A 25590-nucleotide genomic window follows, 5' to 3' on the forward strand; every position below is an offset into this window, starting at 1 on the left:
TCAGAGTTGCAAGCAACGCAAATCGGAATCCGGGGAGAAGCCTGGGGAAAACTCAGGTCAAAACCGGGTATAACTTGGGGAAAACGCTATGCCTCTGGAAATGAACCGCGACGTCTTCATCACCTGTGCCGTGACTGGCTCGGGTGGAACGCAGGATCGCAGCCCGCATGTACCGCGCTCGCCGCAGCAGATTGCCGACAGCGCGATTGCTGCGGCCAAGGCCGGTGCAGCCGTGGTGCATTGCCACGTACGCGATCCCGAATCTGGTGCGCCCAGCCGCCGTTTGGACCTGTATCGCGAGGTGACGGACCGCATTCGTGACGCAGATGTCGACGTGGTTCTGAACCTGACCGCCGGGATGGGCGGGGACATCGTGTTTGGTGGTGTTGAAAGCCCGTTTCCGGTGAATGAAGCCGGAACCGACATGGTTGGAGCGTCTGAACGTGTCGCTCACATCGTGGAATGCCTGCCTGAAATCTGTACGCTGGACTGCGGCACCATGAACTTTGCCGAGGCCGACTATGTCATGACCAACACACCTGGTGCGCTGCGGGCCATGGGGCAGATGATGACCGACATGGGGGTGAAGCCCGAGATTGAGGCTTTCGACACCGGCCATCTGTGGTTTGCCAAGCAATTGGTGAAAGAGGGGATTCTTGAGCCAAACGCCCTGGTTCAGTTGTGCATGGGCGTTCCGTGGGGCGCGCCGGACGATCTGAACACTTTCATGGCGATGGTCAACAACGTGCCGGATGACTGGACCTTCAGTGCCTTCTCGCTGGGGCGCAACCAGATGGCCTATGTCGCGGCCACGGTGCTGGCGGGCGGCAACGTGCGGGTCGGCCTTGAGGACAACCTGTGGCTGGGCAAGGGCGTACTGGCCGAGAACTGGCAACTGGTTGAACGGGCCGGAACCATCATCGAGAACATGGGCGCTCGGGTCATCGGGCCGCAGGAGGTTCGTGAAAAGCTGGGGCTGACCAAGCGGGCGCCCGTGACGAAGTAATGGATGCCGGGAGGATTGGGGGCCAGCCCCCAAACCCCCGGAGTATTTCGAAAAGATGAAGATTGAGAATTGGGGCAGGTTGCGATGAAAACAGCGGCAATCATTGGTGGTGGTGTCATCGGTGGCGGGTGGGCCGCGCGGTTCTTGTTGAATGGCTGGAACGTGCAGGTGTTCGACCCGGACCCGGAGGCCGAACGTAAGATTGGTGAGGTTCTGGACAATGCGCGGCGGTCGCTGCCGGGGCTGAGCGATGTGCCTTTGCCAGTCGAGGGCGCGTTGAGCTTTCATGATGATTTGGCTGAGGCCGTGCAGGGCGCGACATGGATTCAGGAAAGCGTGCCCGAACGGCTGGAGCTGAAGCGGAAGGTTTATCAAGGTCTGCAGGAGGCATGTGATCCGGGCGCGATCATTGGGTCCTCGACCAGTGGATTCAAACCGTCAGAGCTGCAAGAAGGGGCGTTGCGCCCGGAACAGATCGTAGTGACGCATCCGTTCAACCCGGTCTACCTGCTGCCGCTGATCGAGTTGGTTCCAACCGACAAGAACGCGCCTGAGATGGTCGAGCGGGCCAAGGATTTGCTGTCTTCGGTCGGTTTCTTCCCGCTGCACGTCAAGAAAGAAATCGATGCGCATATCGCCGACCGTTTTCTGGAAGCTGTCTGGCGTGAGGCGCTGTGGCTGGTCAAGGACGGTATCGCAACGACCGAAGAGGTCGACGAGGCGATCCGCATGGGCTTTGGCATCCGCTGGGCGCAGATGGGCCTGTTCGAGACCTATCGCGTTGCCGGAGGCGAGGCGGGGATGCGGCATTTCATGGCGCAGTTCGGCCCTGCTCTGAAATGGCCCTGGACCAAGCTGATGGACGTGCCTGAATTCACCGACGATCTGGTCGATTTGATCGCCGATCAGTCGGATGCGCAATCGGGCATGCATTCGATCCGTGAGCTGGAGCGCATTCGCGACAACAATCTGGTTGGCATGATGCGCGCGCTCAAGGCGCAGAATTACGGCGCGGGGGCTGTGCTGAATCAGCACGATGCCCTGTTGAAGCCGGGGGCTTTGCCGACGCTGGATCGGGCGGATTTGAGCCAGCCGATCCTGACCCTGTCCCGTGCTGTGCCGCTGGATTGGACCGACTACAATGGCCACATGAACGAGGCGAAATACGTCGAGGCTTTTGCCGCCGCCAATGACCGGTTCATGGAGTTTATTGGCTGTGATATGGAGTATATCTCGACAGGTGGCAGCTATTTCACCGCCGAGAACCATATCCGTTACATGAGCGAAGCCCATGCGGGCGCCAAGATCGAAGTGCGCACTCAAATGCTGCTGGGGCAGGGCAAGAAGTTGCATCTGTTCCACAGCATGTATGAAGGCGAGGTTTTGTTGGCGACCGGTGAGAGCTTTATGCTGCATGTCAGTCTGGACAGCCGTCGGCCCAGCCCGCCTTCCTCCGAGATTGAGGCGGCAATGGCGCGGATTGCCGAGGCGCAGGCCGGGTTGCCGTACCCAGAAGGCGCCGGTGCCGCCATTCGGAAACCGTCGTGACCCGGCGTGTATTGGTGACGGCTGGCGCATCTGGTGTCGGCCGGGCCGTGGCCGAGGCCTTTGACGCTGCTGGTTATGATGTCTGGGTCACGGATATCGATCAGTCAGCGCTGGATACGGTGCCTGATCACTGGGCGGCGCATCAGGCGGATGTGAGCAGTGAAACTGACATGCGCGCGGTTTTTCAGGCTATCACGGTGGCGGGTGGGCTGGATGTGCTGTGCGCCAATGCCGGGACTGCCGGTCCGACCGATGCGATCGAAGACATCGATCTGGACGCATGGCGCGCCTGTCTGGCGGTCAATCTGGACGGGGCGTTTCTGGCAGCCAAGCACGCCGCTCCGATGATGAAGTCGGCACAGGCAGGCAGCATCATCCTGACCTCATCAACCGCCGGTCAGTATGGCTATCCCTATCGTGCGCCCTATGCGTCGGCCAAATGGGCGGTCATTGGCTTGATGAAAACGCTGGCGATGGAACTGGGGCCGCTTGGCATTCGCGCCAATGCGATTTGTCCGGGCGCGGTGGAAGGTCCACGCATGGAAGGCGTTTTGGCCCGAGAGGCAGAAGCGAAAGGCATGACCCGCGATGAAGTATACCGGGGTTACGCCTCGGGTACGTCTATGGGACGCTTTGTAGAAGCGCACGACATCGCCAATATGGCCGTCTTCCTTGCCTCAGACGCGGCGCGGCTGGTGTCGGGTCAGGTGATCGCAGTGGACGGGCACACGGTCAATCCCGACCCGAAACTGTAATTCAGCCCTGATTTGGGCCTCGGATCTGGCGGATGGTCTGACGGACCGCCTGCCAGTCCTGCGCCTCTTTCTGGTTTCCGGCAGCTTCGCATTCACGCATTTTCTGCGCGGCCTCCGCCTCGGCCTGGTCTCCGTGAGCAGCGTAGAGGGCGCGTGCGTATTGAGCGGTTTGAATTGCGTCCATTCCTGTGGTCCTCCGTTTGTGGTCGGAATGCCCTATGGTTCGCGCCAAGGGACGATAGCACAGGTTGTGCGCCGCTGCATTACTTGTTGCGGGAAACGGCCTTTCTGAGCTGTCGCAGATGGTTGGGGAAATCGCGGGCGGCCACGTCGGCCTCGCGTATCAGCGTGTCGAAATGGCGCGTAAACGTCTCGATCCGGTCCCGGTCGCGGAAGGCCATATAGTGGCTGCCTGCGTAAAACACGCAAAGCAGTGGCCCGAAAATCGTGACGGGCGCGGAATAAAGTCGTTTCGCGTCAAACAGATAGATTCGCATTCGGGGATAGAGCTGTTCGCACAGTTGCAGCAGGTGGTCGATCTGTTGCAACCGAACGTCAGGGCTGAGGCCGCAATAATACCCTGTGGCGCTGGAAAAGCTTTCGATCTCGAACAGTGGCATGGCGATTTCATAGTCGGACTGGGCGCTGCGCATCCAGGCCAGCCTGTCTTCGGAGGCGCCGATGGCCTGATCCGCGGTGCGCCCCAGATGCGGCGCGTATTCCCATTCTAATACTGCGCGCGTTTTGAGCATGTCGGGCAGGGTGGCCGGAACGTAGCGGATTTTGTATCCGGCGGCTTCCTTGTGCCACTCGAAAATCCGCTCGTCCACAAGGGCGCGGGGGGCTTCGGTAAAGGTCAGTGAACTGGCCAGAAGCTCGGCGGCGCTTTCTGGTCTGTCAGACAGGCTCAGCAGCCAGTCGGCCGAGACACCAAGCGCCGTCGCACATCCTCCCACAACATGTGCATTGGGCAGGCGCGCACCGTGGTCGGTCAGCAGTTGAGATACGGTCGACCGGTCGACGCCGATATGACGCGCGAGCGCGCTTTGGCTGACGTGACGCTCCTCCATCGCGCGGGCAAGGCGTAGACGAAATTGGGCGGCGCGGTCTCGTTTGTCGATATTTTCCTGCATATGATGAAAAATATCACATCTGATTAGTTTTGTTAATCATATTCAGAATTTTCAACACGAGCAATGCAAGGTAGCCCTTTGTAAAAGCAAAAAGAATGGGGTCCGGAATGGAAACGCGGCGAAGATCTGTCGTGAAAGCAATCGTGTGGAATGTCATGGGACTGGCTACCATGACAATGGTGGGCCTGATCGCCACAGGCTCGGCCGCTGTAGGTGGAGCATTGGCGTTGGTGAATACTGCCATCGGCCTGACACTGTACATTGTCTATGAAAGAATTTGGGCGGGGATCTCGTGGGGGCGCAATGGCTGAGCCCTCGACACCCAAGTCGCCCGAATGGGGTACGTTTTTCTTGATCGTTGGTTGTTATGCAGCGTGGCTGGCCGGGCTGTTTTGGCTGGCGGATGTTTCGTTGTGGCTGGCGGTGCTGGCTCTGGGTCTGGTTGCGGCGCTGCATTCATCTTTGACGCATGAGGTTCTGCATGGGCATCCGTTCCGTGCCAAATGGCTGAATGAAGCATTGATGGTGCTGCCGTTGACGCTGGCCATTCCGTACAACCGCTTTCGGGATTTGCATTTGGCGCATCATCAGGATGCCACCCTGACCGATCCTTATGACGACCCGGAATCGAATTATCTGGATCCCAACGTCTGGTCGGCACTGCCGCGTGGTGTGCAATTGGTGTTGGCCCTGAACAACACGCTTCTGGGACGGATGGTGCTGGGTCCGGCAATAGGGCAGGTTCTGTTTATGCGGGATGAGTGGCGAGGAGCGCGGCATGGCGACAGGGCGATCCTGCTGGCCTGGGCCTTGCACCTGCCGGGCGCGGCGGTGGTGCTGTGGGTCGTTGCGCAGTCGGCCATGCCGGTTTGGGCCTATTTGATCTCGGCCTATATCGGGCTGGGGCTGCTGAAAATCCGCACGTTTCTGGAGCATCGCGCCCACGAAAAATCCCGCGCCCGGACAGTGATTATCGAAGATCGCGGGTTGCTGGCGTTTCTGTTTTTAAACAATAATCTGCATGTGGTTCATCATATGAACCCTGCCGCGCCCTGGTATCGACTGCCCGCGCTGTACCGTGCCGGCAAAGACAGGTATCTGGCCTGCAATGAGGCTTATGTGTACCGATCTTACGCTCAGATTTTCCGGCAGTATTTGCTGCGTGCCAAAGACCCGGTGCCGCATCCGCTCTGGCCAAAGCACTGATTTGACGACACAACGGGTGACATGAGTCTCTGGATCCCTGTCACCATCGCCGCCGCCAGTTTTCAGACTGTGCGTTTCATGCTGCAAAAATCCTTGAGCAGCGTGAAACTGTCTGCTGCAGGCGCCACCTTTGCGCGGTTTGCCTATTCCATGCCGCTGGCTGTTGCCGGATTGTTGGTGGCGTTGCAGATCACGGGGGCAAGCCTGCCTCCGTTGGGTGGTATGTTCTGGATGTACGCGGTTATCGGCGGCACAGCGCAAATCCTCGCGACGATCTGCGTTGTGGCGCTGTTCAAACAACGCAATTTTGCAGTTGGCATCACCTTTAAGAAGACCGAAGTGATCCAGACCGCGATTGTCGGCTTTCTGGTTCTGGGCGACAGCGTTTCCGGCGGTGCGCTGGTTGCCATTCTGTTGGGATTGATGGCGGTGCTGTTGCTGTCGAAAACACCTGGCGGGGATGGAGCCTGGTGGCGACATCTGACGAACCGAGCGTCCCAATTGGGTCTGGGATCGGGTGTGTTGTTTGCGTTTTCCGCCGTCAGCTATCGCGGGGCCTCGCTGCAACTGGGCGATATCGACGCGTGGTTCCGGGCGCTGATCACGCTGGCCGCCGTTGTGACGTTCCAGTTTGTCAGCATGGGCCTGTGGCTGTTGTGGCGCGACCGGGCGGAACTGCGCGCGGTCTGGCAGACGCGATCCACCGGGGTCTTTGTTGGCCTGACCAGTCTGGGCGGGTCGTTCTGCTGGTTCTGGGCCTTCACCTTGCAGAACGCGGCTTATGTCAAGGCGTTGGGGCAGGTGGAATTGATCTTCAGCCTGATGGCCTCGATCCTGTTCTTCCGCGAGACGATCACCCGGCGTGAGATCGCCGGGATGATGTTGCTGGGTATCTCGATTTTGGCACTGGTGCTGGCGATTTAGCCCGCGCGACGCTCGTCAAAACTGAGGGCGATGAAGCTGGGCAGGTGATCGCCCATGCCCACAACGACCGGACCGTTGTCTTCTTTGCGACCCCGACCGCGGCCCTTGGGTTCGCGGTCTTTCTTGGTGTCCTTTTTACCCTCGGCGCCGCGGGCCTTTTTCTCAGGCTTCGGCTTTTCGGGTTTGGGTTCTTCCTTGACCGGATTGTCAATGCGCGGGATGTCTTTCTGGATCAGCTTTTCAATCGCATCCAATGCCTTTTCATCACGACCCGAACAGATCGTGACGGCCTTGCCCTCACGCCCGGCGCGACCGGTGCGACCGATGCGGTGGACGTAATCCTCGGCATGGCCGGGGACGTCGAAGTTGAACACATGGCTGACCGATGGAATGTCCAGACCGCGTGCGGCCACATCCGAAGCGACCAGCAGGCGCAGTGAGCCATCGCGGAACCCGTCCAGCGTTTTCATGCGCTGCGACTGGTCCAGATCACCATGGATGGCGGCGGCGTTATAGCCGTATTTTTTCAGCGACTTGGCGCAGATATCCACATCCGTCTTGCGGTTGCAGAAGATGATCGCGTTGGTGCATTTCTCGCCCTCGGCATCAATCAGCGCGCGCAGAACCTTGCGTTTGTTGCTGGCCTCGCGGTCACGGCGACCACCTTTGAACATGACGACGCCCTGTTCGATGGTCTCGGATGCGGTGGCCTGACGGGCAACCTCGATCCGGGCAGGGGCGGACAGGAACGTGTCAGTGATGCGCTCGATCTCGGACGCCATGGTGGCCGAGAAGAAGAGAGTCTGTCGCGTGAACGGCGTAAGCGAGAAGATGCGTTCGATATCGGGGATAAAGCCCATATCCAGCATCCGGTCGGCCTCATCCACCACCATGATCTGAACACCGGTCAGCAGCAGCTTGCCGCGTTCGAAATGGTCCAGCAGGCGGCCCGGGGTGGCGATCAGAACGTCGACGCCGCGGTCGATCAGCGCCTCTTGCTCTTTGAAGCTGACACCGCCGATCAACAGCGCTTTGGTCAGTTTCAGGTGCTTGGAATAGGTGTCGAAATTCTCGGCCACCTGCGCCGCCAATTCCCGCGTCGGGCACAGCACCAGCGAGCGTGGCATCCGCGCACGGGCGCGGCCACGGGCCAGCAACGTGATCATCGGCAGCGTGAAGCTGGCAGTTTTGCCGGTGCCGGTCTGGGCGATGCCCAAGACGTCACGACCTTCCAGCGCGGGGGGAATCGCACCTTCCTGGATCGGAGTTGGTGTTTCGTATCCGGCTTCCTCAATGGCTTTGAGGACCTTCGGGTTCAGGTTCAGTTCGTTAAACTTTGTCATGTAAGTCCGGTTTTTGCGGACACTTGACCTGGCCCGCGCGTCAAAGATGTGCCGGGCCCGGATGGCCATGTGCATAATGCGACATTTCGGCTTGCACGCGGACATAACAAAAACGTTGATCAGCGTCAAATGAAGAGAATTTCACCTTTGGCACACCGTGGATCACCGGGATTTTCGGCAACAATTCAGCAACTTCCGGGGAAGTGTTTCTGTAATTTTTCGTCCAGGTTCAAGGGGCGGTGGCGAAGCAGGTCGTGGCGGTCCAGATTGGCGCGTACCTCAGGGTCCGCGCCGCTCATTTCATTGTAAAACGCGCGCAGTCCTTCCATGCCCTGTTCGGCCTCGATCCAGTTGAGCAATTCATTCTTGCTCAGACCTCCTTTTTCGCGCGGAACATTGGTGGCCATCCCCGCCTGATAAGAGCCGCGATCCATGCGGAATTGGTAGTGGGCGATCCAGTGGTCCCAGTCCGGGGCATGACGGTGGCACAGCTCGACCTGGGGGAGTTCGTATTTGCACGGCAACAGCTTTTTGTTCTGAAACAGATTGTGGATGCGAAAACCCAGGTTTTCCATTCCGGTCCGAACAAACAGCTTGCCCTGCACATGGCTTAGAAAACCGCCCAAGACGAACGCGCCGTAGTTCGGGTAAATCGTTTCGACCAGCCCTTCGCGTTTGGGGCTGCGCGGAATATGCGCCTTGTACAGGTCGTCATCACCGGCCAGCGCCTCTGTCGGGCGAACGCGGGCGGCTGGTTTGTCCGCCGGAACGTCCTGCAACACTTCCGCTATTGGGGACGGAGACCACAGGAATTCGTCCACATCGATATGGGCGAGCCAATCCAGTTTGGTTTTGCGGTAGGCAAACGTGGCATGAACCGTTTGACGGACCTGATGTTTGTCGGGACGTTCACGTTTGCGTTTTTGCCAAAAAGCGTCGTCACAGACGTGAACCTGTACCTTGGGGTGCGTTCTGAGTGCCCGGTACGTGGGCTGATTGGGTTCGTCCATGAAGATATACATGCAGTCCACACCCAGATCGAGGTGATGGGCCACGAACCGAAGGACATCCTTGGTTGGGCCCCGAACCATCGAGACGATGCCCCAGGTGGTCATTTGCGCGGCGCGCGGGTGTCGCGCATGAGTTTGAGACGACGAAAGACACCGCCGGAGTCCTTGTTCAACTGGGTCATCAGATGATCCACCAGCGGAGCAATGGTGGGGTCGTTCATCGCCTTGGTCCAGATCGGGGCGACAAGATTGACGTCCAAGCCGCCTTTTTCAAAGGAGAACCCTTTCATTTGAAAGGGCAGCGGCACATGGTTCCTGTCCTTGAGCTGATACGGCGTTTCCGGGGCGAGTCCCGAGAAAAGCCGCTCGAACTCATAGAGCTTCATCATGCTGAAAAAGACGCGCAACGCATGGCCGACTTCGCGTTGCGTCGGCGTCTGCCCGTGATCGGCAAAGGTCTGGATCGAGGATACCAGCCAGCGCAGGTCCAGAGCAGAAAGAAGATGGCCTGATTGCTCTTCCCAAAGTCGGCAGAACAAGGCAGGAGCCTGTCGCGGAAAGGACCGCTTTCTGAGATTCGAAATCAATTGGGCGTTCAGGAAGGCAAGTTCGGACTTCCCGACAAATTCGCGCGCAATCGCAGCGCTTTTGCGATCCCAGGACGTGCTGCGGCCCGGTGGCAATTCGGTCGCGCTGTCGGGAACGATCCGTTTGGCCAGATCTTCGAGATCGACGTCAATCTCGGGCAGGGTCAGAGTGCCGAACTGAAACGGGCTGCGCCGGTTCTCATAGCTGTCCAGCATGTCGGGCAGACCACCGGGAAAGGTCAGTTCGTCATCATTCATGCGCGCAGGATTGCACAGGCAGACTCGCCTGTGCAATCAGTCAGTTGGATCACGCCATCATCTCTTTGGTCGCGGTCAGGCTCAGCTCGGGGTAGTCGCGGACGACCCGGTCGATGTCCCATTGCAGCCGCGTCAGATAGACGATGTCGCCGTCATGGTCATGGGCGATATGCTGCTTGTTGGCATTGACGAATTTGTCGACCGCAAGCTTGTCGCCGCTGACCCAGCGGGCCGAGGTGAACTGAGACGCCTCAAACCGCACCGGCAGGCCGTATTCCATCTCGATCCGGCTGGCCAGTACTTCGAACTGAAGCGCGCCGACGACGCCCACGATAAAGCCCGATCCGATGGAGGGTTTGAACACCTTGGCCGCGCCTTCCTCGGCGAATTGCATCAGGGCTTTTTCCAGATGCTTGGCCTTCATCGGATCGCCAGCGCGGACGCCTTGCAGCAGCTCTGGCGCAAAGGATGGGATGCCGGTTACGCGCAGCGCTTCACCTTCGGTCAGCGTATCGCCGATGCGCAGTTGCCCGTGATTGGGGATGCCGATGATGTCACCGGCCCAAGCCTCTTCAGCCAGTTCCCGGTCCGAGGCGAGGAACAGTACGGGGTTCGAGATTGCCATGGGCTTTTTCGACCGTACATGGGTCAGCTTCATGCCGCGCTTGAAGTGACCGCTTGCCATACGAACAAACGCCACCCGGTCGCGGTGTTTGGGGTCCATGTTGGCCTGTACCTTGAAGACAAAGCCGGCGACTTTCTTCTCATCCGGGGCAATCTGGCGGGGTTCAGCGGATTGTATCTGTGGCTGCGGGCCGTAAGCGCCGATGCCCTCCATCAGCTCTTTCACTCCGAAGGAATTGATCGCCGAGCCGAACCAGATCGGGGTCATATGCCCCTCAAGCACCGCCTGCGGGTCTAGCGCGGGCAGCAGCTCGCGCGCCATCTCGACCTCTTCCAGCAGTTTCTCAAGCAGATGTTCGGGCACGTGTTCCGCCAGCTTCGGATCGTCCAAACCGTCAATCTGAATGCTTTCGGCCACCTTGTTGCGGTCGGCGCGGTCCATCAGTTCCAGCCGGTCGCGCAGCATGTCATAGCAGCCGATGAAATCGCGCCCCACGCCAATCGGCCAGGCGGCGGGCGTGACGTCGATGGCCAGCATTTCCTGGATTTCGTCGATGATCTCGAACGTATCGCGGCTTTCGCGGTCCATCTTGTTGCAGAAGGTCAGGATCGGCAGATCGCGCAGGCGGCAGACCTCGAACAGTTTCTGCGTCTGGCTTTCCACACCTTTCGCACCGTCGATGACCATAACAGCAGCGTCCACGGCGGTCAGCGTACGATAGGTATCTTCCGAGAAATCACTGTGGCCGGGGGTGTCCACCAGATTGAACCGGAAGTTGTCATAATCGAATGACATGGCCGATGCCGAAACCGAAATGCCGCGATCCTTTTCCATCTGCATGAAGTCCGAACGCGTGCGCCGCGCCTCACCCTTGGCGCGCACCTGACCGGCCATCTGAATCGCGCCGCCATAAAGCAGGAACTTTTCCGTCAGCGTCGTCTTGCCCGCATCCGGGTGCGAGATGATGGCGAATGTCCGGCGCCGGGCGATCTCGGGCGGCAGGGTGGGTTGGTTCGAGGTATCAAGCATAAGCGCGCGTATAGGGGGGGAATCCTGCCGAGGCAAGACAAAGGGGGGTGGTTCGAATCGAGTGGTTATGGCAATAAGAACATATAGTGAACAAAATATGGAGTGGACCAATGGATTTGAAAGAAATCGCCAACGAACTGGTGGCCGGTTGTCGTGAAGGACGCGCCAAGGAAAATCTGGAAAAGCTCTATGCCTCGGATGCTGTTTCGGTCGAGGGGCAGGACTTTCAGGGAATGGGGCGAGAGACCAGAGGGATTGAAGCAATTCGTGGAAAACACGAATGGTGGGAAAGTGCGCATGAAGTCTCGGGCTCGTCGGTGAGCGATCCGTTCCCGCATGGCGATGACCGCTTTGCCGTGATCTTTGACGTTCAGGGTAAGGTCAAGGAAACCGGCGAGGCATTCGATATGCGCGAAGTGGGCGTCTATCACGTCGCTGACGGCAAGATCGTCCGGGAAGAGTTCTTCTACTGATCGACGATCCGTTTCTGGTCTTCCCTGTCTGGCCGGTGCTAGACATGCGGCAATGACTGACAGGGAGGATCCGATGGATCTGGGAATCAAAGGAAAACGCGCTCTGGTCTGCGCCAGCAGCAAGGGTTTGGGATTGGGGTGTGCCGAGGCTCTGGCCGCCGCCGGTGTTGATCTGGTGATGAATGCGCGCGGGGCCGAGGCTTTGGACGCTTCGGCTGACCGTATTCGTGCCGAACACGGCGTTCAAGTTCAGACGGTAACCTGCGATGTGACCTCGTCTGACGGGCAGGATCAGGTGATAGAAGCGGCGCAGGGTGTTGATATCCTTGTGACAAATGCGGGTGGGCCACCTCCGGGATTGTGGTCGGACTGGGACCGGGACGATTTCATCAAAGCGCTTGACGCCAACATGTTGACGCCGATTGCGTTCATGAAGGCTCTGCTGCCGGGGATGACGGACAAGGGATGGGGCCGGGTGGTCAACATCACGTCGCAATCCGTGCGTGCGCCAATTCCGGCTCTGGGTCTGTCCAATGCTGCCCGGACGGGGCTGACCGGCTATGTGGCCGGAACCGCGCGCCAGGTCGCGCCGCATGGCGTGACGATCAACAACCTACTGCCCGGTATTCATGCCACAGACCGCGCGGATTCTCTGGACGGAGGCGTAGCGGCGCAAAAAGGGATTTCGATTGACGAAGCCCGTGCAGAACGCGCGGCAACCATTCCAGCGCGGCGGTATGGGTCGCCGCAGGAATTTGGTGCGGCCTGCGCATTCCTGTGCTCGCAGCATGCCGGGTTCATCGTTGGTCAGAACATCCTGCTGGACGGTGGCGCGACCAATCTGACGATGTAACGATGGCCGAGACCTTTTCGCTCAAGGATCAGTTGTTCAATGCCGAAAAAACCCGCTATCTGGCGGGGTTATTTGCCAAGGCTGATCCATCCTTTGATGCGCCCGCGTTTGAAGCGCAGGTCATGTCCCGTCTGTTGGATCTGGAGCTAAAAGAGCGGATGGCCTGGATCGCCGAGTGCCTGAAAACGGCGGTTCCCGGAGAATTGCCTGCGGTCGCGCCGGTGATCTTGCGTGCCCTGCCGCCTCCGCTGGACCCTGACAAAACGGATGATGATTTCGGTGACTTCATCTTTGCGCCTTTGGGCGATTGGGTGGTGGCCGTGGGACTGGATCACCCTGATCTGGCGCTGGACGTGATCGAAGAACTGACCCAGCGGTTCTCGATGGAATGGGCTATCCGCCCGTTTCTCAACCGCTACCCCGATCAGGTGCTGGCGCGGATGCAGGAGTGGTGCGCGCACGGTAGCTATCACGTGCGCCGTTTGGTCAGCGAAGGCACGCGGCCACGTCTGCCTTGGGGGCAGGCGGTGAGGTTGGAGCTGACCGATCCGTTGCCCTTGCTGGACCGGCTGCACGCCGACAGCACACGCTATGTCACGCGGTCAGTTGCGAACCATCTGAACGACATCACCAAAAAAGACCCCGATCTGGTGCTGGACCGGTTGCAGGGTTGGGCGCGCTCTGCGCAGCAGGACCGGGCCGAACTGGATTGGATGACGGCGCACACGCTGCGCGGTTTGGTCAAGGCGGGGCATCCCGGTGCCATGCGGATGCTGGGATACGACCCGGATGCCGCAATTGACGTTGCCGTTCAGATCAAGGGCGAGGCGCGGATCGACGCAGCGCTGGAGTTCGACGTCAGCCTGAACGGTACCGTCGATCAGCCGATTTTGATCGATTATATCATTCACTTTCAACGGCCTGGAGGCAAAACCTCAGCCAAGGTCCACAAGTTGAAACAGGCAGTTTTGCGCGACGGCGTCCTGACGTTGAACAAAAAGCACAAGCTGAAGGGCAACGCCACGACGTTCAAACTGGTGCCCGGTGCGCACCGGCTGGAAATTCAGGTGAACGGTCAGGTGCGCGCAGGGGTGGATTTCGAGTTGCTGGGTCAGGGTCGCTGAATCCTCACGCTTTCGTCAATTTGCAGGCGTGCGGATTGCGTAAGGCACCGGGTTGCACTAGCTGCTTTGCAGCCACCGGGAAAAAGGAATGCCGCGATGAAGCATGAATCAGTGCAGAATTATTATGGCGAGGTTCTTCAGGGCAGCGCGGACTTGCAGACCAACGCGTGCTGCACGCCCGATGACATGCCGGATCACCTCAAGAAGATTCTGTCGCAAATTCATGATGATGTGCTGGCCCGTTACTATGGTTGCGGGCTGATCGCTCCGCTGGATCTTGAGGGGATGAGCATTCTCGATCTGGGCTGCGGCGCGGGCCGGGATGTCTATGCGCTGTCGGCGATGGTGGGGGAAACTGGGCGCGTGGTCGGTGTGGACATGACGCCCGAACAGTTGGACGTTGCCCGCGCGCATCAGGAGTATCACGCGCAGGCGTTCGGTCACGCGGCCAGCAACGTGGAATTCCATCACGGCTATATCGAAAAGCTGGATGACCTGGACCTAGAACCCGGTTCCTTTGACATCATCGTGTCGAACTGTGTGATCAACCTGGCCACCGACAAAGAGGCCGTTTTGCGCGGCGCGCACCGTCTGTTGAAAGAGGGCGGTGAGATGTATTTCTCGGACGTCTATGCGGATCGCCGGGTGCCTCAGGCGATGGCCGAGGATGAGGTGCTGTATGGTGAATGCCTGTCGGGAGCCCTCTATTGGAACGACTTCCTGTCGATCTCGCGCAAGGCTGGCTTTGGTGATCCGCGCCGGGTGACGCACCGCCCGCTAACCATCGAAAACCCGGTTCTGGAAGAGCGTGTCGCGCTGCTCAAGTTCCTGTCAGCCACGTATCGCCTGTTCAAACTGTCCGAACTGGAACCGGCCTGCGAGGATTACGGTCAGGCGGTGATCTATAAAGGCACGATCCCCAACGCGCCGCATCTGTTCGAACTGGACGACCACCACGCGATCGAGACCGGCAAGGCCTTTCCCGTCTGCGGCAACACCTGGATGATGCTGAAAGACACGCGGTTTGCGCGCCATTTCGATTTCATCGGCGATTTCTCGACCCACTATGGTATTTTCGAAGGCTGCGGCGGGGAAAGCCCGTTTCTGGCAACCGGCGAGGCACCCTCGGGCGGGTGCTGCTGATCTCTTGCGCCTGAGGGGCGGGGTTGCTATCCCGGCCAAAGCCCGATGGAATTGATCGGGAAAGGTAACGGGGTCCATCGGTGACAGGCAACGCAGTTCCTCCGCGTCTGGAAATTCGCAATATGATCCGCACGTTCGAAGGGCGGATTGTGGTGGATGATGTCTCGCTGACCGTTCAGGCGGGGCAGGTGACATGCCTCTTGGGGCCGTCCGGCTGTGGTAAATCCACGACCCTGCGCATGATCGCCGGGGTCGAGATGCAGGATTCGGGCGAGATTTACGTCGACGGCAAGCTGGTCTGCGATACCGTGTTTCGGGTGCCGCCCGAGCGGCGTGAAATCGGGTTGATGTTCCAGGACTTTGCGCTGTTTCCTCATCTGAGCGTGGCCAATAACGTCGCGTTTGGTCTGAAGGGCGGCAAGGATGAGAAACGTGCCCGCGTTGAAGAACTGCTGCGCAAAGTGGACCTGATGCGGTTCATCGACGGGTTTCCGCACCAGTTGTCGGGCGGTGAGCAGCAACGTGTGGCGCTTGCACGCGCTTTGGCACCGCGCCCCCGGATCATGCTGATGGACGAGCCGTTCTCGGGCCTCGACAACCGTCTGCGCGATGGTATCCGGGATGAAACACTGGCGATTCTCAAGGAAGAGGATGCCGCCGTTCTGCTGGTCACGCATGAGCCGGAAGAGGCGATGCGGATGGCCGATGAAATCGCACTGATGCGGCGCGGCAAGATCGTTCAACAGGGTGCGCCGTACAACGTCTATACCCGCCCCGCAGACAAGGCGGCCGTGGCATTTTTCAGTGATGTCAACGTTTTGCGGGCGCAAGTGAATGGGGCTTTGGCCGAAACTCCGTTCGGTCAGTTCCTCGCGCCGGGCATCCCGGACGGAACCGATGTCGAGATCGTTTTCCGACCTCAGCATGTCAAACTGGATTTCGACCGCAACGGCAAAGGCCCTCTGCCGACGCCGACGGATGGCGTTGCAGCGCGCGGTGTGGTCGAGCGGGCGCGCTTTCTGGGCAATGAAAGCCTGGTTGAGTTTCGCATGGATTATGACGGCTCGATCCTCAGGGCGACGGTTCCGAATGTCTTTGTGCCCGGCCCGGGCCGGGTCATGTGGCTGACCATCCGACGCGACAGGTGCTTCGTTTTCCCCGAGACGAAGAGCTAGCCATTCGATTTCCGTCCAAGTGGTGCGTGAAAGCCTCAGATTGCGGGCCTGCTTCGCTTGCCGCAGCGCAGGTCGGGGTCTATCAAGGGCCAAACGCGGGGGTAAATCGGGCACATGCGTATTCTTTTGACCAATGATGACGGGATCAACGCACCGGGCTTGATCACGCTTGAGGCGATTGCCGCCGATTTGGCCGGACCGGACGGTGAGGTCTGGGTGGTTGCACCCGCTTTTGAACAATCCGGGGTCGGGCATTGCATCAGTTACACCCATCCCACGATGATCGCCAAACTGGGCGAGCGGCGCTATGCGGCCGAAGGATCTCCGGCGGATTGTGTGCTGGCGGGGCTGCACGATGTGATGGTGGACTGCCCCCCGGATCTGGTTTTGTCCGGTGTGAATCGGGGCAATAACTCGGCCGAGAACACGCTTTATTCCGGCACTATCGGTGGGGCGATGGAGGCGGCGCTGCAGGGCGTGCCCGCGATTGCTTTGTCGCAGTATTTCGGTCCTCGCAACCTTGGACTGGATGACCCGTTTGAAGCCGCCGCGCGGTTCGGGGCCGATCTGGTCCGGCGCATTCTGGATGCAACCCCGGCAGAACAAGGCGATTACCGTCTGTTTTACAACGTGAATTTCCCACCGGTTCCGGCGGATGACGTGTTGGGCACGCGCGTGGCCGCGCAGGGGTTCCGGCGCGACACACATTTCTCGGTCGAGCCGCACAGCTCGCCCTCGGGGCGGCGGTTCCTGTGGATCAAGGGCGGCTATCAGCACAACCCGACCGCACCGGGAACCGATGCAGCGGTCAATCTGGAAGGCTATATCTCGGTCACGCCGATGCGCGCGGACCTGACCGCGCATGATATGCTGGAGGCCTTGAAGGCGGTCGAATGAGCGGACTGGACCCGGAAACAGTAATGCAGTTCCTGTTTGCCCTTCGCAAACGGGGCGTCACCGATGCGCGCGTTCTGGCGGCGATGGAGCAGGTTGATCGGGGTCGGTTTGTCACCGGTCTGTTTTCGGATCGCGCGTATGAGGATATGCCCCTGCCGATTTCCTGCGGTCAGACGATCAGCCAGCCGTCTGTTGTTGGCCTTATGACGCAGGCTTTGGATGTCCGGCCTCGCGACACCGTGCTCGAGATCGGGACAGGGTCTGGCTATCAGGCGGCGATCCTGTCGAAACTGGCGCGTCGGGTCTATACGGTGGAGCGCCACCGGCGGCTGGTGAGCGAAACTGGCAAGTTGTTTGCCGAGCTTGGGCTTACAAACATCACGGCCATGTTGTCGGATGGGTCGTTCGGCCTGCCGGAACAGGCCCCGTTTGATCGTATCATTGTGACCGCGGCAGCCGAGGACCCTCCGGGACCGCTCTTGGCGCAGCTGAAAATCGGGGGTATTATGGTTTTACCCGTGGGTCAGTCGGATGCGGTGCAGCAGTTGATCAAGGTGACGCGCACCGAGACCGGTCTGGACTATGACGAATTGACGTCAGTCCGTTTCGTGCCTCTGCTTGAGGGGCTTGGCAAGGACGAGGCGTAACAGGCTTAATGAATTGGTCGCCGGAACCCCGGACAACAGGGGCAGGCGTTGAGGACAGAATTATGAGTGCAGTATCCAAATCAGCTATGCGTCGCTGCGCGACCGGAGTGGCCGCTCTGGCTATTCTTGCCGGGTGTGAGGGGCCTCTGGATTACGACTTGCGGGGGCAGGTCGGCGGGTTTTCGACCACCGATGCCGCGCAATCCGCCACCACCAGCCGCCCGACACCTGACAGCAGGGGCGTGATCACCTATCCGAACTATCAGGTGGTCGTGGCCCGCCGAGGCGACACGGTGCGGGACGTGGCCGCACGGGTTGGCCTGCCCGAAGGCGAGTTGTCGCGTTTCAACGGTCTTCAGACCACCGACACGCTGAGAGAGGGCGAAGTTCTGGCCTTGCCGCGTTCGGTCGGAGCGGGCAGCGGTGTAGATATCGCGTCCGTTGCCGGAGCTGCTATTGACCAGGCGCCGGAAACGGGGGGTGTGCGGACGACAACGCTGGAACCCGCCAAACCTGCTCCGGCACCTGTCGCAACCGGGCCGGAACCGGTCCGACACAAGGTCAAGCGGGGCGAGACGGCCTATACGATCTCGCGCCTTTATCAGGTGCCGGTCGAGTCGCTGGCGGAATGGAACGGTCTGGGATCGGACTTCACCGTGCGTGAAGGTCAGTTTCTGCTGATCCCGGTCAAGAACCAGCCCGCACCGCGTCAAAGCGCTGCTGCTGCCGCGCCTGTTGCCGCCACCGAGGTAACGGAACCGGGGCAGGGATCGCCCACGCCGACACCTCCTAGTGCCACACAGCCCTTGCCCGACGAAAAGGTTGCGCCGCTGGTCGAAGCCCCGGACGTAACTGCCGAAGCACCAACCAATGCGCGTTCGACCGCTTTGTCCCTGCCGGTCAGCGGCAACATCATTCGCGGCTATAACAAGGGCAAGAATGAGGGCATCGATATCGCCGCCGCGCCCGGCACGGCCGTGACTGCCGCTGAGGCGGGCACTGTTGCGGCGATTACCGCGGACGCGGATCAGGTGCCGATCATCGTGGTCAAGCACAAGAACGATCTGCTGACGGTCTATGCCAATGTCGATGATATCGCTGTCAAGAAAGGGGATCGCGTGCGTCGTGGGCAAAAACTGGCGCAGCTGCGGGGTGGAGACAACGCCTATGTGCATTTCGAAGTGCGCAAGGGGTTCGAATCCGTTGATCCCGAGCCTTACCTGAAGTGAGGGTGAATGGCCCGTTTCGGGCCATGCCTCCGGCGGGAGTATTTTGGAAAAGATGAAGCGTGTCAGGCGTTTGGGTCGTAGTCGCTCAGGCGTTTACCGGGCTCGTCTGTAAAGAGTTCCGGCAGCGGTGAGACGGATTCGATCAGGTCGATGCGGAAGGCGCGGAAGCCGTTGCGCAGTTCGCACCAGGCTGTGAGTGTCCACACGCGGCCCCAATATTCCATGTGCAGCGGACGGATGGTGCGGTCGGTCAGGACGCCGTCAATCCGTCGGTATGACAGGTGAAGTTTCTGGCGGGATTTGATGGCGGCGCGGATCGGTGCCATGTGGGCCAGCCCACGGGCGGCGTCAGCAAAGGGGTAGACAGCGAATTTCCAGGCGTCGGCGTCGGCCACAACTTGTGTCGGCAGGACGGCGTCGATCTTGTCGGCCAGAGAAATGGCGGCGGCTTTCAGATCCGGATCGGCAGCCTCGGCCACAATCGCCATGCCGAGGTTCAGCGCTTCGAGCTCGGCTGTGGTCAGGTTCAGCGGGGGCAGGGTGATCTGTTCGCGCACCATGTAGCCCACGCCGCGCTCTCCTTCGACAGGAACGCCTGAGGCTACCAGCGTATCCATGTCGCGATAGATGGTGCGGACCGACACCTCGAGCCGGTCGGCGATGTCCTGCGCGCGGTGCAGTTTGCCGTCGCGCAGGATCTGGATAATGTCGAACAGGCGGTCAGTGCGGCGCATGACACGCCGTCCGGACCGCGCCTAGGCGGTCATGTTCCATAATACGTTCTCGTGGCGCATCTGAATGCTATCCGGGTTGATGGCAGCCATCAGGCCAGCGCAGAAGTCCTGCTGCGGGAATTGTGCGGCGGCGTCCTTGGCCGCTTTAATATCCGTCCAGACAACATAATCCGTCCAGCGACCGTCTTCGCCCTGACTGAGCTGCCGATGGGCAAAGCCCGGCGCACTGCGCACAAAGGCCTCGGAAGCCTGACTAAGTTTCACGAACTCTTCTGGCGTGGTGCCATTGGCGAGGGTGAAGGTGACGATTTCAGCGACATGGGTCATTTTGTTCTCCGTTGACCAGGTTTCGATATCGCTTTCTTACTCATACCCAACTGACATAAACCTGTCAGTTGTAAAACGCGACCCCTCAGATTCTGCCGGATCACATCAAATTTTACCCTCAATCCGCACCTGATCTCTTTTGAGACAGCGCATCCGGGCGTAAACACGGACCCAGTTCATATTCCCGGCGTGCAATCGCGCCGATGAAAGAGGAGAAATGACATGCTCAACAATATCGGCCTTCCTGGTCTTCTGCTGATCGCCGTTGTGGTTCTGGTTCTGTTTGGCCGCGGCAAGATCAGCTCGCTGATGGGTGAAGTTGGCAAAGGCATCACTGCGTTCAAAAAGGGCGTGAAGGACGGCACGGAAGAAATCGAACAGGACGCATCCGAGATGGCCAAGGACGTCACGCCTGAAACCGAGAAAGACAAGGCGTAAGCGCAGATGTTTGATCTGGGCTGGACCGAGCTTCTGGTCATCGGCATCGTTGCCCTGATCGTTGTGGGGCCGAAGGACCTGCCGGTGTTGTTCCGCAATGTCGGGCGTTTTATCGGCAAGGCACGCGGCATGGCGCGCGAGTTCAGCAGCGCCATGAACGAGGCTGCCGATCAGGCGGGGGTGAACGAGATCAAGAAAGGTCTCAACGCCGCCGCGAACCCTGTGGGCTCGGCCATGGACGGCGTCAAGCAAGCTGCGCAGGATATGGCGAAAAGCATCGATCCCACCAAGTTCGATCCTGACAGCGAAACCGGCAAACTGGCAGCAGAACGCGCCGAGCAGGCCAAGAAAATTCAGGCCACCACGGCCCGTGCCGCTGCCGAGCGCAAAGCCAAGGAAGCTGCCGACGCGCTGGCCAAGGCTGAAGAGGCCGAAGCCGCGCTGAACACTGAAAGCAAGACATGACCAAGACCGACGAGATCGAAGATACCTCGGCCCCACTGATCGAACACCTGGCCGAGCTGCGCACGCGGCTGATTCACTGCGTCGTGGCGTTTCTGGTCGGGATGATCATCTGCTTTACGGTGGCCAAGCCAATCTTCAATTTTCTTACAACGCCTTTGTGTGAAGCTCTTGCCGTGCGTGGGCAAGATTGCGGTTTGATATTCATCGCTCTGCAAGAAGGTTTTTTTGTTTACATCAAAGTATCGCTGTTGGGTGGGTTCGTATTGGCGTTTCCCTATATCGGGATGCAGATGTGGCGCTTTGTGGCACCGGGTCTATACAAGTCGGAAAAGAATGCGTTTCTGCCGTTCATGCTGGCCTCGCCCTTCATGTTCCTGCTGGGAGCCAGCTTTGCTTTCTACGTCGTTACCCCGCTGGCTTATGACTTCTTCCTAGGCTTCCAGCAGTTTGGAGCAGAGGGTGAGGCAGTGGTTGATGCCGCAACGGCCGCACCACATACAGTGGTGTTCCAAGGCTCGGCGCAGGAATATCTGAACCTGACGATCAAGTTCATCGTGGCCTTTGGGCTTTGCTTCCAGCTGCCGGTTCTTCTGACCCTCATGGGCAAGGCAGGGCTGGTAAGTGCCGAAGGACTGGGTGCTGTGCGCAAATATGCGGTTGTTGGCATTCTGGTTCTGGCGGCCATTGTGACCCCGCCTGACGTGATCACTCAGATCATCCTCTTTGTGGTGGTCTATGGCCTCTACGAGATTTCGATCTTCCTTGTGGCCCGGGTTGAACGGAAACGGGAAGAGCAATTGCGAGCTGATGGCTACTATGACGATGAAGAAGCCGAAGCAGATGCAGACCTGATGCAGGATTTGGAAGACGAAAAGTAATCTGCTGAGAAAACACCAAAGGCGCGCCTCATCAGGGCGCGCCTTTTTCGTTGGCGGGCCTTGTTGCGCCAATCAGAACATGCTTTGAACCCATCCAGACTTGACCGGAGAAGCCGATGGATGACCAAGCCCTGAACCGCATCGCCGCCGCGTTGGAGCGCATGGCGCCGGCCCCTCTGGCCACGCCGGATTTCAACGCAGCTCCTGCCTTTGTCTGGCATGTGGAACCGGACCGTCTGGAACCGGTTGAACAGGTCAATCGCGTCGATCTGGATCTGTTGGTAGGCATCAATCGGTCGCGTGACACGTTGCTGGACAATACGCGCCGGTTCGCGTCCGGCTACAAAGCAAACAACGCCTTGTTGTGGGGCGCGCGCGGGATGGGCAAATCCAGCCTTGTGAAGGCGGTCCATGGTACACTTGGCCCGGATCATCCTGACCTGAAACTTGTGGAACTTCAGCGCGAGGATATGGCCTCGGTCGCCCGCCTCCTGAACCACCTGCGGTCGGCACCCTACCGGTTCATCCTGTTCTGTGACGACCTGTCGTTCAGCCACGATGACCAGCATTACAAATCGCTCAAGGCCGTTCTGGATGGGGGTATCGAGGGTCGCCCCGAAAACGTGGTGTTCTATGCCACCTCGAATCGCCGCCACCTTATGCCGCGGGACATGATCGAAAATGAGCGTTCCAGCGCCATCAACCCCTCCGAGGCGGTCGAAGAAAAAGTCTCGCTGTCCGACCGCTTTGGCTTGTGGCTGGGGTTCCATCCCTGCGATCAGGACGAATACCTTGCCATGATCGACCGCTATTGCGCGGCCTATGGCGTCTCAGTCGATGCAGAGACTTTGCGCGCCGAGGCGATCGAATGGCAGGCTACGCGCGGGTCGCGATCAGGCCGCGTCGCGTGGCAGTTCTTTGTCGATCTGGCCGGGCGCAACGGCGTTCATATCGCCTGATCCCAGCTTCATCTGGCTAAAAATATCCCCGCCGGAGGCATGGCCCGTCAGGGCCATTTCCTAAAGCAGCGCCAGAATCCGTGCCGCTTCGTCTGCTGTGCTGTTCAGCGAATCCCGGTCTTCGCCAGGATGGAACCGCGCGCGTACGGCCGTGGGCATCGGAGCAGGCTCGACAATCGAAACACGCGGGCCGGTGCGTTCGGTTTCGGCAGCCCAGCTGCGGGCCAGCGCCATCTGCGCAGCCTTTGTGGCACCGTAGATGCCATAGAACTTTTCACCAGCTTTAGGATCATCAAAAAACACGGCGTGGCCACTCTCACCCAAAAGGGGCGTGACATAGGGGATCAGAACCGAGGTCGCGTTGGCGTTAGTGTTGATTGCCTTTGTCCATTCCTTGGGATCGACAAAGTGAACCGGCGTCAGCGCCGAAGTGTGGATGGCCGTGTGCAGCCACAGATCAACCTTGCCCCAACGGTCATGGATTCCCCGGCACAGGGTCGCCATGGCGTTCGGATCGGTGATGTCCATGGGGGCCAGTGTGGCCGAACCGCCCTTTGCCTGGATGCGATCGTCCAACTCCTCCAACCCGCCGGTGGTGCGGGCGACGGCGACGATGTGGTATTCGGGTGCCAGCGCTTCGGCCAGGGCGGCGCCCAATCCGCGAGAGGCCCCGGTGATAAGGGCAATTTTGGTCTGATCGGTCATGGCTGCGGTTTGAACCCCTGTGCGCGGGGCGTCAAGTCGCGATTAGCTGCCGGGAATGGTGATACGCTTGGTCTGGCCGCTTTGTCGCAGCATAATGCCATGCTCATCAATCGCGACCACCTTGCCCGAGGCCACTCGGCTGCCGGGTTTGACCTCTTTCACGCGACCCGATGACAGGCGCATCAAGGCACGCATATCGGCTTTGGGCCCAAATACTCCCAGAACCGAAACGGAATTCTTCTTCAGCGCGCCCGGCTGCGTGGCCGCGCTTTTGACTGTGGCGTTTGACATGATCCGTGGTTCGGAACATGGTCCCGAACCCCTTTTTGAGTGAGTGGTCGCCGCCGGATACCAAAACGAACAAGGGAACAAAAGCGTGGCCCAGACACGTGGCTTCACGATCCGGTGGCCTTGAGAAAAGCCTTTGGGATTGCGCAGGGTTCGCCGTTGGGTTGTGGCGAAAACTTACTCATCAGTGAAACGCGCCTAAGAACGGGCAGGGTTGCAGGGCCTGCCCGGTCCACATGTGCTGACACCGTGATTCGCCTTCAGAAGCGGAAACCGCTTGCGTCTACTTGCCGGTCCTCAGCTTAGCCCGAGGCCAGCTTGGCTGCGTTCCAAGAGCCACCCGGAACCTGCATGTCCGCGCGTTTTTGACTTACGCGGCTGCTGTTTTCCAGACTGTCCAGATAATTCTCACTCACGCTGCCGGTGATGTAGTTGCCATCAAAGCAAGAGCAGTCAAAGGCTTCGATTTCGGGATTGCCTTCCTTGGCGGCCCAGATCAGATCATCCAGATGCTGGTAGAACAGCGCATCCGCGCCGAGTTCTTCGCGGATCTCTTCGATCTCTTTCCCGTTTGCGATCAGTTCGGCCTTGGTCGGCATATCGATACCGTAGACATTCGGGTACTTCACGGGCGGTGAGGCGCTGGCAACATAGACTTTCTTGGCGCCGGCGTCGCGGCACATCTGGACAATCTTTTTGATGGTATTGCCGCGCACGATTGAATCGTCGATCAGCAGAACACTGTGGCCGTCAAACTCAAGCGGGACGGCATTCAGCTTGCGGCGGACAGATTTCTGGCGCTCGGCCTGACCCGGCATGATGAAGGTACGTCCGACATAGCGGTTTTTGACCAACCCTTCGCGATAGGGGATGCCGGTGATCTTGGCGGCTTCCAGTGCTACGGGGCGCGCGCTGTCGGGCACCGGAATGATTCGGTCGATTTCCAGCCCGGACTCCTGAATTTGTTTGGCCAGAGTCTGCCCCATGCGCATCTGGGTTTTGTAGACCGAAACACCATCCAGCAAAGAATCGGGGCGGGCCAGGTAGACATACTCGAAGATGCAGGGCGTCAGCTTGCCCTCGACCGCCTGAAACTCGTGCATGTTGCCGTCCAGATCAATCAGGATCGCCTCACCCGGGCGCAGATCGCGCAGCTTTTCAAAGCCGTTGATGCCAAAGGCCACGTCTTCCGAGGCAAAGGCATAATCGTCGCCGTCGCCATCCACCGAGCGTTTGGCGACCGACAGAGGGCGAATGCCAAACGGATCACGGAATGCCAGCATGCCGACGCCTGCCACCAGACAGATCACGGAATAGGCTCCCTGCACCCGTTCCATCGTCATTTTCACGCCGGCAAACAGATTGCGAATGGGTTCGCCATTGCCGTTCACCTTGATCGCGTCGGCAACCTTGTCGGCCAGCACGTTCAGCAGGATTTCGGAATCCGACGTGGTGCGCAGATGGCGGCTGTATTTTCCAGTGACCTTCTCGCGCTGTTCAGCCGTGTTGGTAATGTTGCCGTTGTGAACCAGATAGATGCCATAGGGCGCATTCACAAAGAACGGCTGCGCCTCAGCTGCGCTAAGCGATCCGGCGGTGGGATAACGAACGTGACCCATTCCGACATGGCCCAGAAGGGTTTCGGCATCTTGGGCGTTGAACACATCCTTGACCAGACCGTTGGCCTTTTTTTCGCGGAAGAACTCGCCGTTATAGGTTACGATCCCCGAGGCATCCTGGCCCCGGTGCTGCAACATCAGCAGACCGTCATAGATCTCGGCAAACACATCATGTGTCCGGCTTGCGATTCCCAAAATCCCACACATTTACG

Annotated in this window: 29 protein-coding genes; 18 read left to right on the forward strand and 11 right to left on the reverse strand. The window is 59.4% G+C overall.

Annotated features, from left to right (window positions below; translation table 11 throughout):
* The first annotated feature begins 88 nt into the window (after positions 1-88).
* The 3 genes from bcoG (at position 89) to ACR0LF_RS01265 (ending at position 3309) form a co-directional block, all read left to right on the forward strand.
* Complete coding sequence (gene bcoG / locus ACR0LF_RS01255; RefSeq protein WP_480573782.1) at positions 89-1006, forward strand: 3-dehydrocarnitine:acetyl-CoA trimethylamine transferase BcoG; 918 nt, start codon at positions 89-91, stop codon at positions 1004-1006.
* Between the two features lie 84 nt (positions 1007-1090).
* Positions 1091-2554 carry a carnitine 3-dehydrogenase gene (locus ACR0LF_RS01260; protein ID WP_480573785.1) on the forward strand — a complete coding sequence of 488 codons (1464 nt, stop codon included), beginning with the start codon at positions 1091-1093 and terminating at the stop codon, positions 2552-2554.
* Positions 2551-3309: an SDR family oxidoreductase gene (locus ACR0LF_RS01265; RefSeq protein WP_480573788.1), complete on the forward strand. Its 759-nt coding sequence runs from the start codon at positions 2551-2553 to the stop codon at positions 3307-3309. Before ACR0LF_RS01260 ends, ACR0LF_RS01265 begins: the two co-directional genes overlap by 4 nt.
* Position 3310: 1 nt before the next feature.
* On the opposite strand, the gene ACR0LF_RS01270 is transcribed toward ACR0LF_RS01265, so the two are convergent.
* Together ACR0LF_RS01270 and ACR0LF_RS01275 are read right to left on the reverse strand one after the other, a co-directional pair.
* A complete protein-coding gene (locus tag ACR0LF_RS01270) occupies positions 3311-3493 on the reverse strand; it encodes a hypothetical protein (RefSeq protein ID WP_480573791.1) in 183 nt (60 codons plus the stop codon).
* 79 nt (positions 3494-3572) lie between these two features.
* Entirely contained in the window at positions 3573-4442 is an 870-nt protein-coding gene (locus ACR0LF_RS01275) for a helix-turn-helix domain-containing protein (RefSeq protein WP_480573794.1), read from the reverse strand.
* Between the two features lie 107 nt (positions 4443-4549).
* On the opposite strand from ACR0LF_RS01275, the gene ACR0LF_RS01280 reads away from it, so the two are divergent.
* From ACR0LF_RS01280 to ACR0LF_RS01290, 3 genes are read left to right on the forward strand one after another with little or no spacing between them, the layout of a single operon-like run.
* Positions 4550-4753, forward strand: coding sequence for a DUF2061 domain-containing protein (locus tag ACR0LF_RS01280; protein WP_480573796.1), 204 nt, complete (start codon positions 4550-4552; stop codon positions 4751-4753).
* Positions 4746-5648, forward strand: coding sequence for a fatty acid desaturase (locus ACR0LF_RS01285; protein WP_480573798.1), 903 nt, complete (start codon positions 4746-4748; stop codon positions 5646-5648). Before ACR0LF_RS01280 ends, ACR0LF_RS01285 begins: the two co-directional genes overlap by 8 nt.
* Before the next feature lie 21 nt (positions 5649-5669).
* The gene (locus tag ACR0LF_RS01290; protein ID WP_480573801.1) at positions 5670-6572 is read left to right on the forward strand and encodes an EamA family transporter; all 903 of its coding nucleotides are present in this window, start codon (positions 5670-5672) and stop codon (positions 6570-6572) included.
* On the opposite strand, the gene ACR0LF_RS01295 is transcribed toward ACR0LF_RS01290, so the two are convergent.
* The 4 genes from ACR0LF_RS01295 to ACR0LF_RS01310 all read right to left on the reverse strand — a co-directional run bounded on the left by ACR0LF_RS01295 (position 6569) and on the right by ACR0LF_RS01310 (position 11424).
* On the reverse strand, positions 6569-7915 hold the full coding sequence (locus tag ACR0LF_RS01295) for a DEAD/DEAH box helicase (protein ID WP_480573804.1): 1347 nt from the start codon (positions 7913-7915) through the stop codon (positions 6569-6571). The genes ACR0LF_RS01290 and ACR0LF_RS01295 overlap by 4 nt on opposite strands.
* A gap of 185 nt (positions 7916-8100) precedes the next feature.
* Positions 8101-9030, reverse strand: a complete 930-nt coding sequence (locus ACR0LF_RS01300; protein WP_480573807.1) for a glycosyltransferase family 2 protein — start codon at positions 9028-9030, stop codon at positions 8101-8103.
* Entirely contained in the window at positions 9027-9770 is a 744-nt protein-coding gene (locus ACR0LF_RS01305; protein ID WP_480573810.1) for a hypothetical protein, read from the reverse strand. The genes ACR0LF_RS01300 and ACR0LF_RS01305 overlap by 4 nt, the downstream gene beginning before the upstream one ends.
* Positions 9771-9819: 49 nt before the next feature.
* The gene (locus ACR0LF_RS01310; protein ID WP_480573813.1) at positions 9820-11424 is read right to left on the reverse strand and encodes a peptide chain release factor 3; all 1605 of its coding nucleotides are present in this window, start codon (positions 11422-11424) and stop codon (positions 9820-9822) included.
* 110 nt (positions 11425-11534) lie between these two features.
* On the opposite strand from ACR0LF_RS01310, the gene ACR0LF_RS01315 reads away from it, so the two are divergent.
* The 8 genes from ACR0LF_RS01315 (at position 11535) to ACR0LF_RS01350 (ending at position 18965) form a co-directional block, all read left to right on the forward strand.
* Entirely contained in the window at positions 11535-11897 is a 363-nt protein-coding gene (locus tag ACR0LF_RS01315) for a SnoaL-like domain-containing protein (RefSeq protein WP_480573816.1), read from the forward strand.
* Between the two features lie 73 nt (positions 11898-11970).
* The gene (locus ACR0LF_RS01320; RefSeq protein WP_480576142.1) at positions 11971-12750 is read left to right on the forward strand and encodes an SDR family oxidoreductase; all 780 of its coding nucleotides are present in this window, start codon (positions 11971-11973) and stop codon (positions 12748-12750) included.
* Positions 12751-12752: 2 nt separating this feature from the next.
* Positions 12753-13874, forward strand: coding sequence for a hypothetical protein (locus tag ACR0LF_RS01325; protein WP_480573819.1), 1122 nt, complete (start codon positions 12753-12755; stop codon positions 13872-13874).
* 96 nt (positions 13875-13970) lie between these two features.
* Positions 13971-15017, forward strand: coding sequence for a methyltransferase domain-containing protein (locus tag ACR0LF_RS01330; RefSeq protein ID WP_480573822.1), 1047 nt, complete (start codon positions 13971-13973; stop codon positions 15015-15017).
* 122 nt (positions 15018-15139) lie between these two features.
* Positions 15140-16192: an ABC transporter ATP-binding protein gene (locus tag ACR0LF_RS01335; protein WP_480576145.1), complete on the forward strand. Its 1053-nt coding sequence runs from the start codon at positions 15140-15142 to the stop codon at positions 16190-16192.
* 114 nt (positions 16193-16306) lie between these two features.
* Entirely contained in the window at positions 16307-17089 is a 783-nt protein-coding gene (gene surE / locus ACR0LF_RS01340) for a 5'/3'-nucleotidase SurE (RefSeq protein WP_480573825.1), read from the forward strand.
* The gene (locus ACR0LF_RS01345; RefSeq protein ID WP_480573828.1) at positions 17086-17736 is read left to right on the forward strand and encodes a protein-L-isoaspartate(D-aspartate) O-methyltransferase; all 651 of its coding nucleotides are present in this window, start codon (positions 17086-17088) and stop codon (positions 17734-17736) included. The genes surE and ACR0LF_RS01345 overlap by 4 nt, the downstream gene beginning before the upstream one ends.
* Positions 17737-17798: 62 nt before the next feature.
* Entirely contained in the window at positions 17799-18965 is a 1167-nt protein-coding gene (locus ACR0LF_RS01350; RefSeq protein ID WP_480573831.1) for a peptidoglycan DD-metalloendopeptidase family protein, read from the forward strand.
* A 62-nt stretch (positions 18966-19027) separates the two neighbouring features.
* On the opposite strand, the gene ACR0LF_RS01355 is transcribed toward ACR0LF_RS01350, so the two are convergent.
* Together ACR0LF_RS01355 and ACR0LF_RS01360 are read right to left on the reverse strand one after the other, a co-directional pair.
* Positions 19028-19699 (reverse strand): helix-turn-helix transcriptional regulator, encoded by a 672-nt coding sequence (locus ACR0LF_RS01355; protein WP_480573834.1) that lies wholly within the window; start codon positions 19697-19699, stop codon positions 19028-19030.
* A gap of 21 nt (positions 19700-19720) precedes the next feature.
* A complete protein-coding gene (locus ACR0LF_RS01360) occupies positions 19721-20026 on the reverse strand; it encodes a hypothetical protein (protein WP_480573837.1) in 306 nt (101 codons plus the stop codon).
* A 222-nt stretch (positions 20027-20248) separates the two neighbouring features.
* On the opposite strand from ACR0LF_RS01360, the gene ACR0LF_RS01365 reads away from it, so the two are divergent.
* The 4 genes from ACR0LF_RS01365 (at position 20249) to ACR0LF_RS01380 (ending at position 22766) form a co-directional block, all read left to right on the forward strand.
* Entirely contained in the window at positions 20249-20464 is a 216-nt protein-coding gene (locus ACR0LF_RS01365) for a twin-arginine translocase TatA/TatE family subunit (RefSeq protein ID WP_480573840.1), read from the forward strand.
* A gap of 6 nt (positions 20465-20470) precedes the next feature.
* A complete protein-coding gene (gene tatB, locus ACR0LF_RS01370; RefSeq protein ID WP_480573843.1) occupies positions 20471-20929 on the forward strand; it encodes a Sec-independent protein translocase protein TatB in 459 nt (152 codons plus the stop codon).
* Entirely contained in the window at positions 20926-21807 is an 882-nt protein-coding gene (gene tatC, locus ACR0LF_RS01375; protein WP_480573846.1) for a twin-arginine translocase subunit TatC, read from the forward strand. The genes tatB and tatC overlap by 4 nt, the downstream gene beginning before the upstream one ends.
* A gap of 116 nt (positions 21808-21923) precedes the next feature.
* A complete protein-coding gene (locus ACR0LF_RS01380; RefSeq protein WP_480573849.1) occupies positions 21924-22766 on the forward strand; it encodes an ATP-binding protein in 843 nt (280 codons plus the stop codon).
* A gap of 60 nt (positions 22767-22826) precedes the next feature.
* Here ACR0LF_RS01380 and ACR0LF_RS01385 read toward each other — a convergent pair whose 3' ends face one another.
* The 3 genes from ACR0LF_RS01385 to purF form a co-directional block, all read right to left on the reverse strand.
* Positions 22827-23471, reverse strand: coding sequence for an SDR family NAD(P)-dependent oxidoreductase (locus tag ACR0LF_RS01385; protein ID WP_480573852.1), 645 nt, complete (start codon positions 23469-23471; stop codon positions 22827-22829).
* Positions 23472-23513: 42 nt separating this feature from the next.
* Positions 23514-23762, reverse strand: a complete 249-nt coding sequence (locus ACR0LF_RS01390) for a hypothetical protein (protein WP_480573855.1) — start codon at positions 23760-23762, stop codon at positions 23514-23516.
* 299 nt (positions 23763-24061) lie between these two features.
* Entirely contained in the window at positions 24062-25585 is a 1524-nt protein-coding gene (gene purF / locus ACR0LF_RS01395) for an amidophosphoribosyltransferase (RefSeq protein ID WP_480573859.1), read from the reverse strand.
* Positions 25586-25590 lie beyond the last annotated feature (5 nt).

This window comes from Ruegeria sp. E8, from assembly GCF_056533985.1.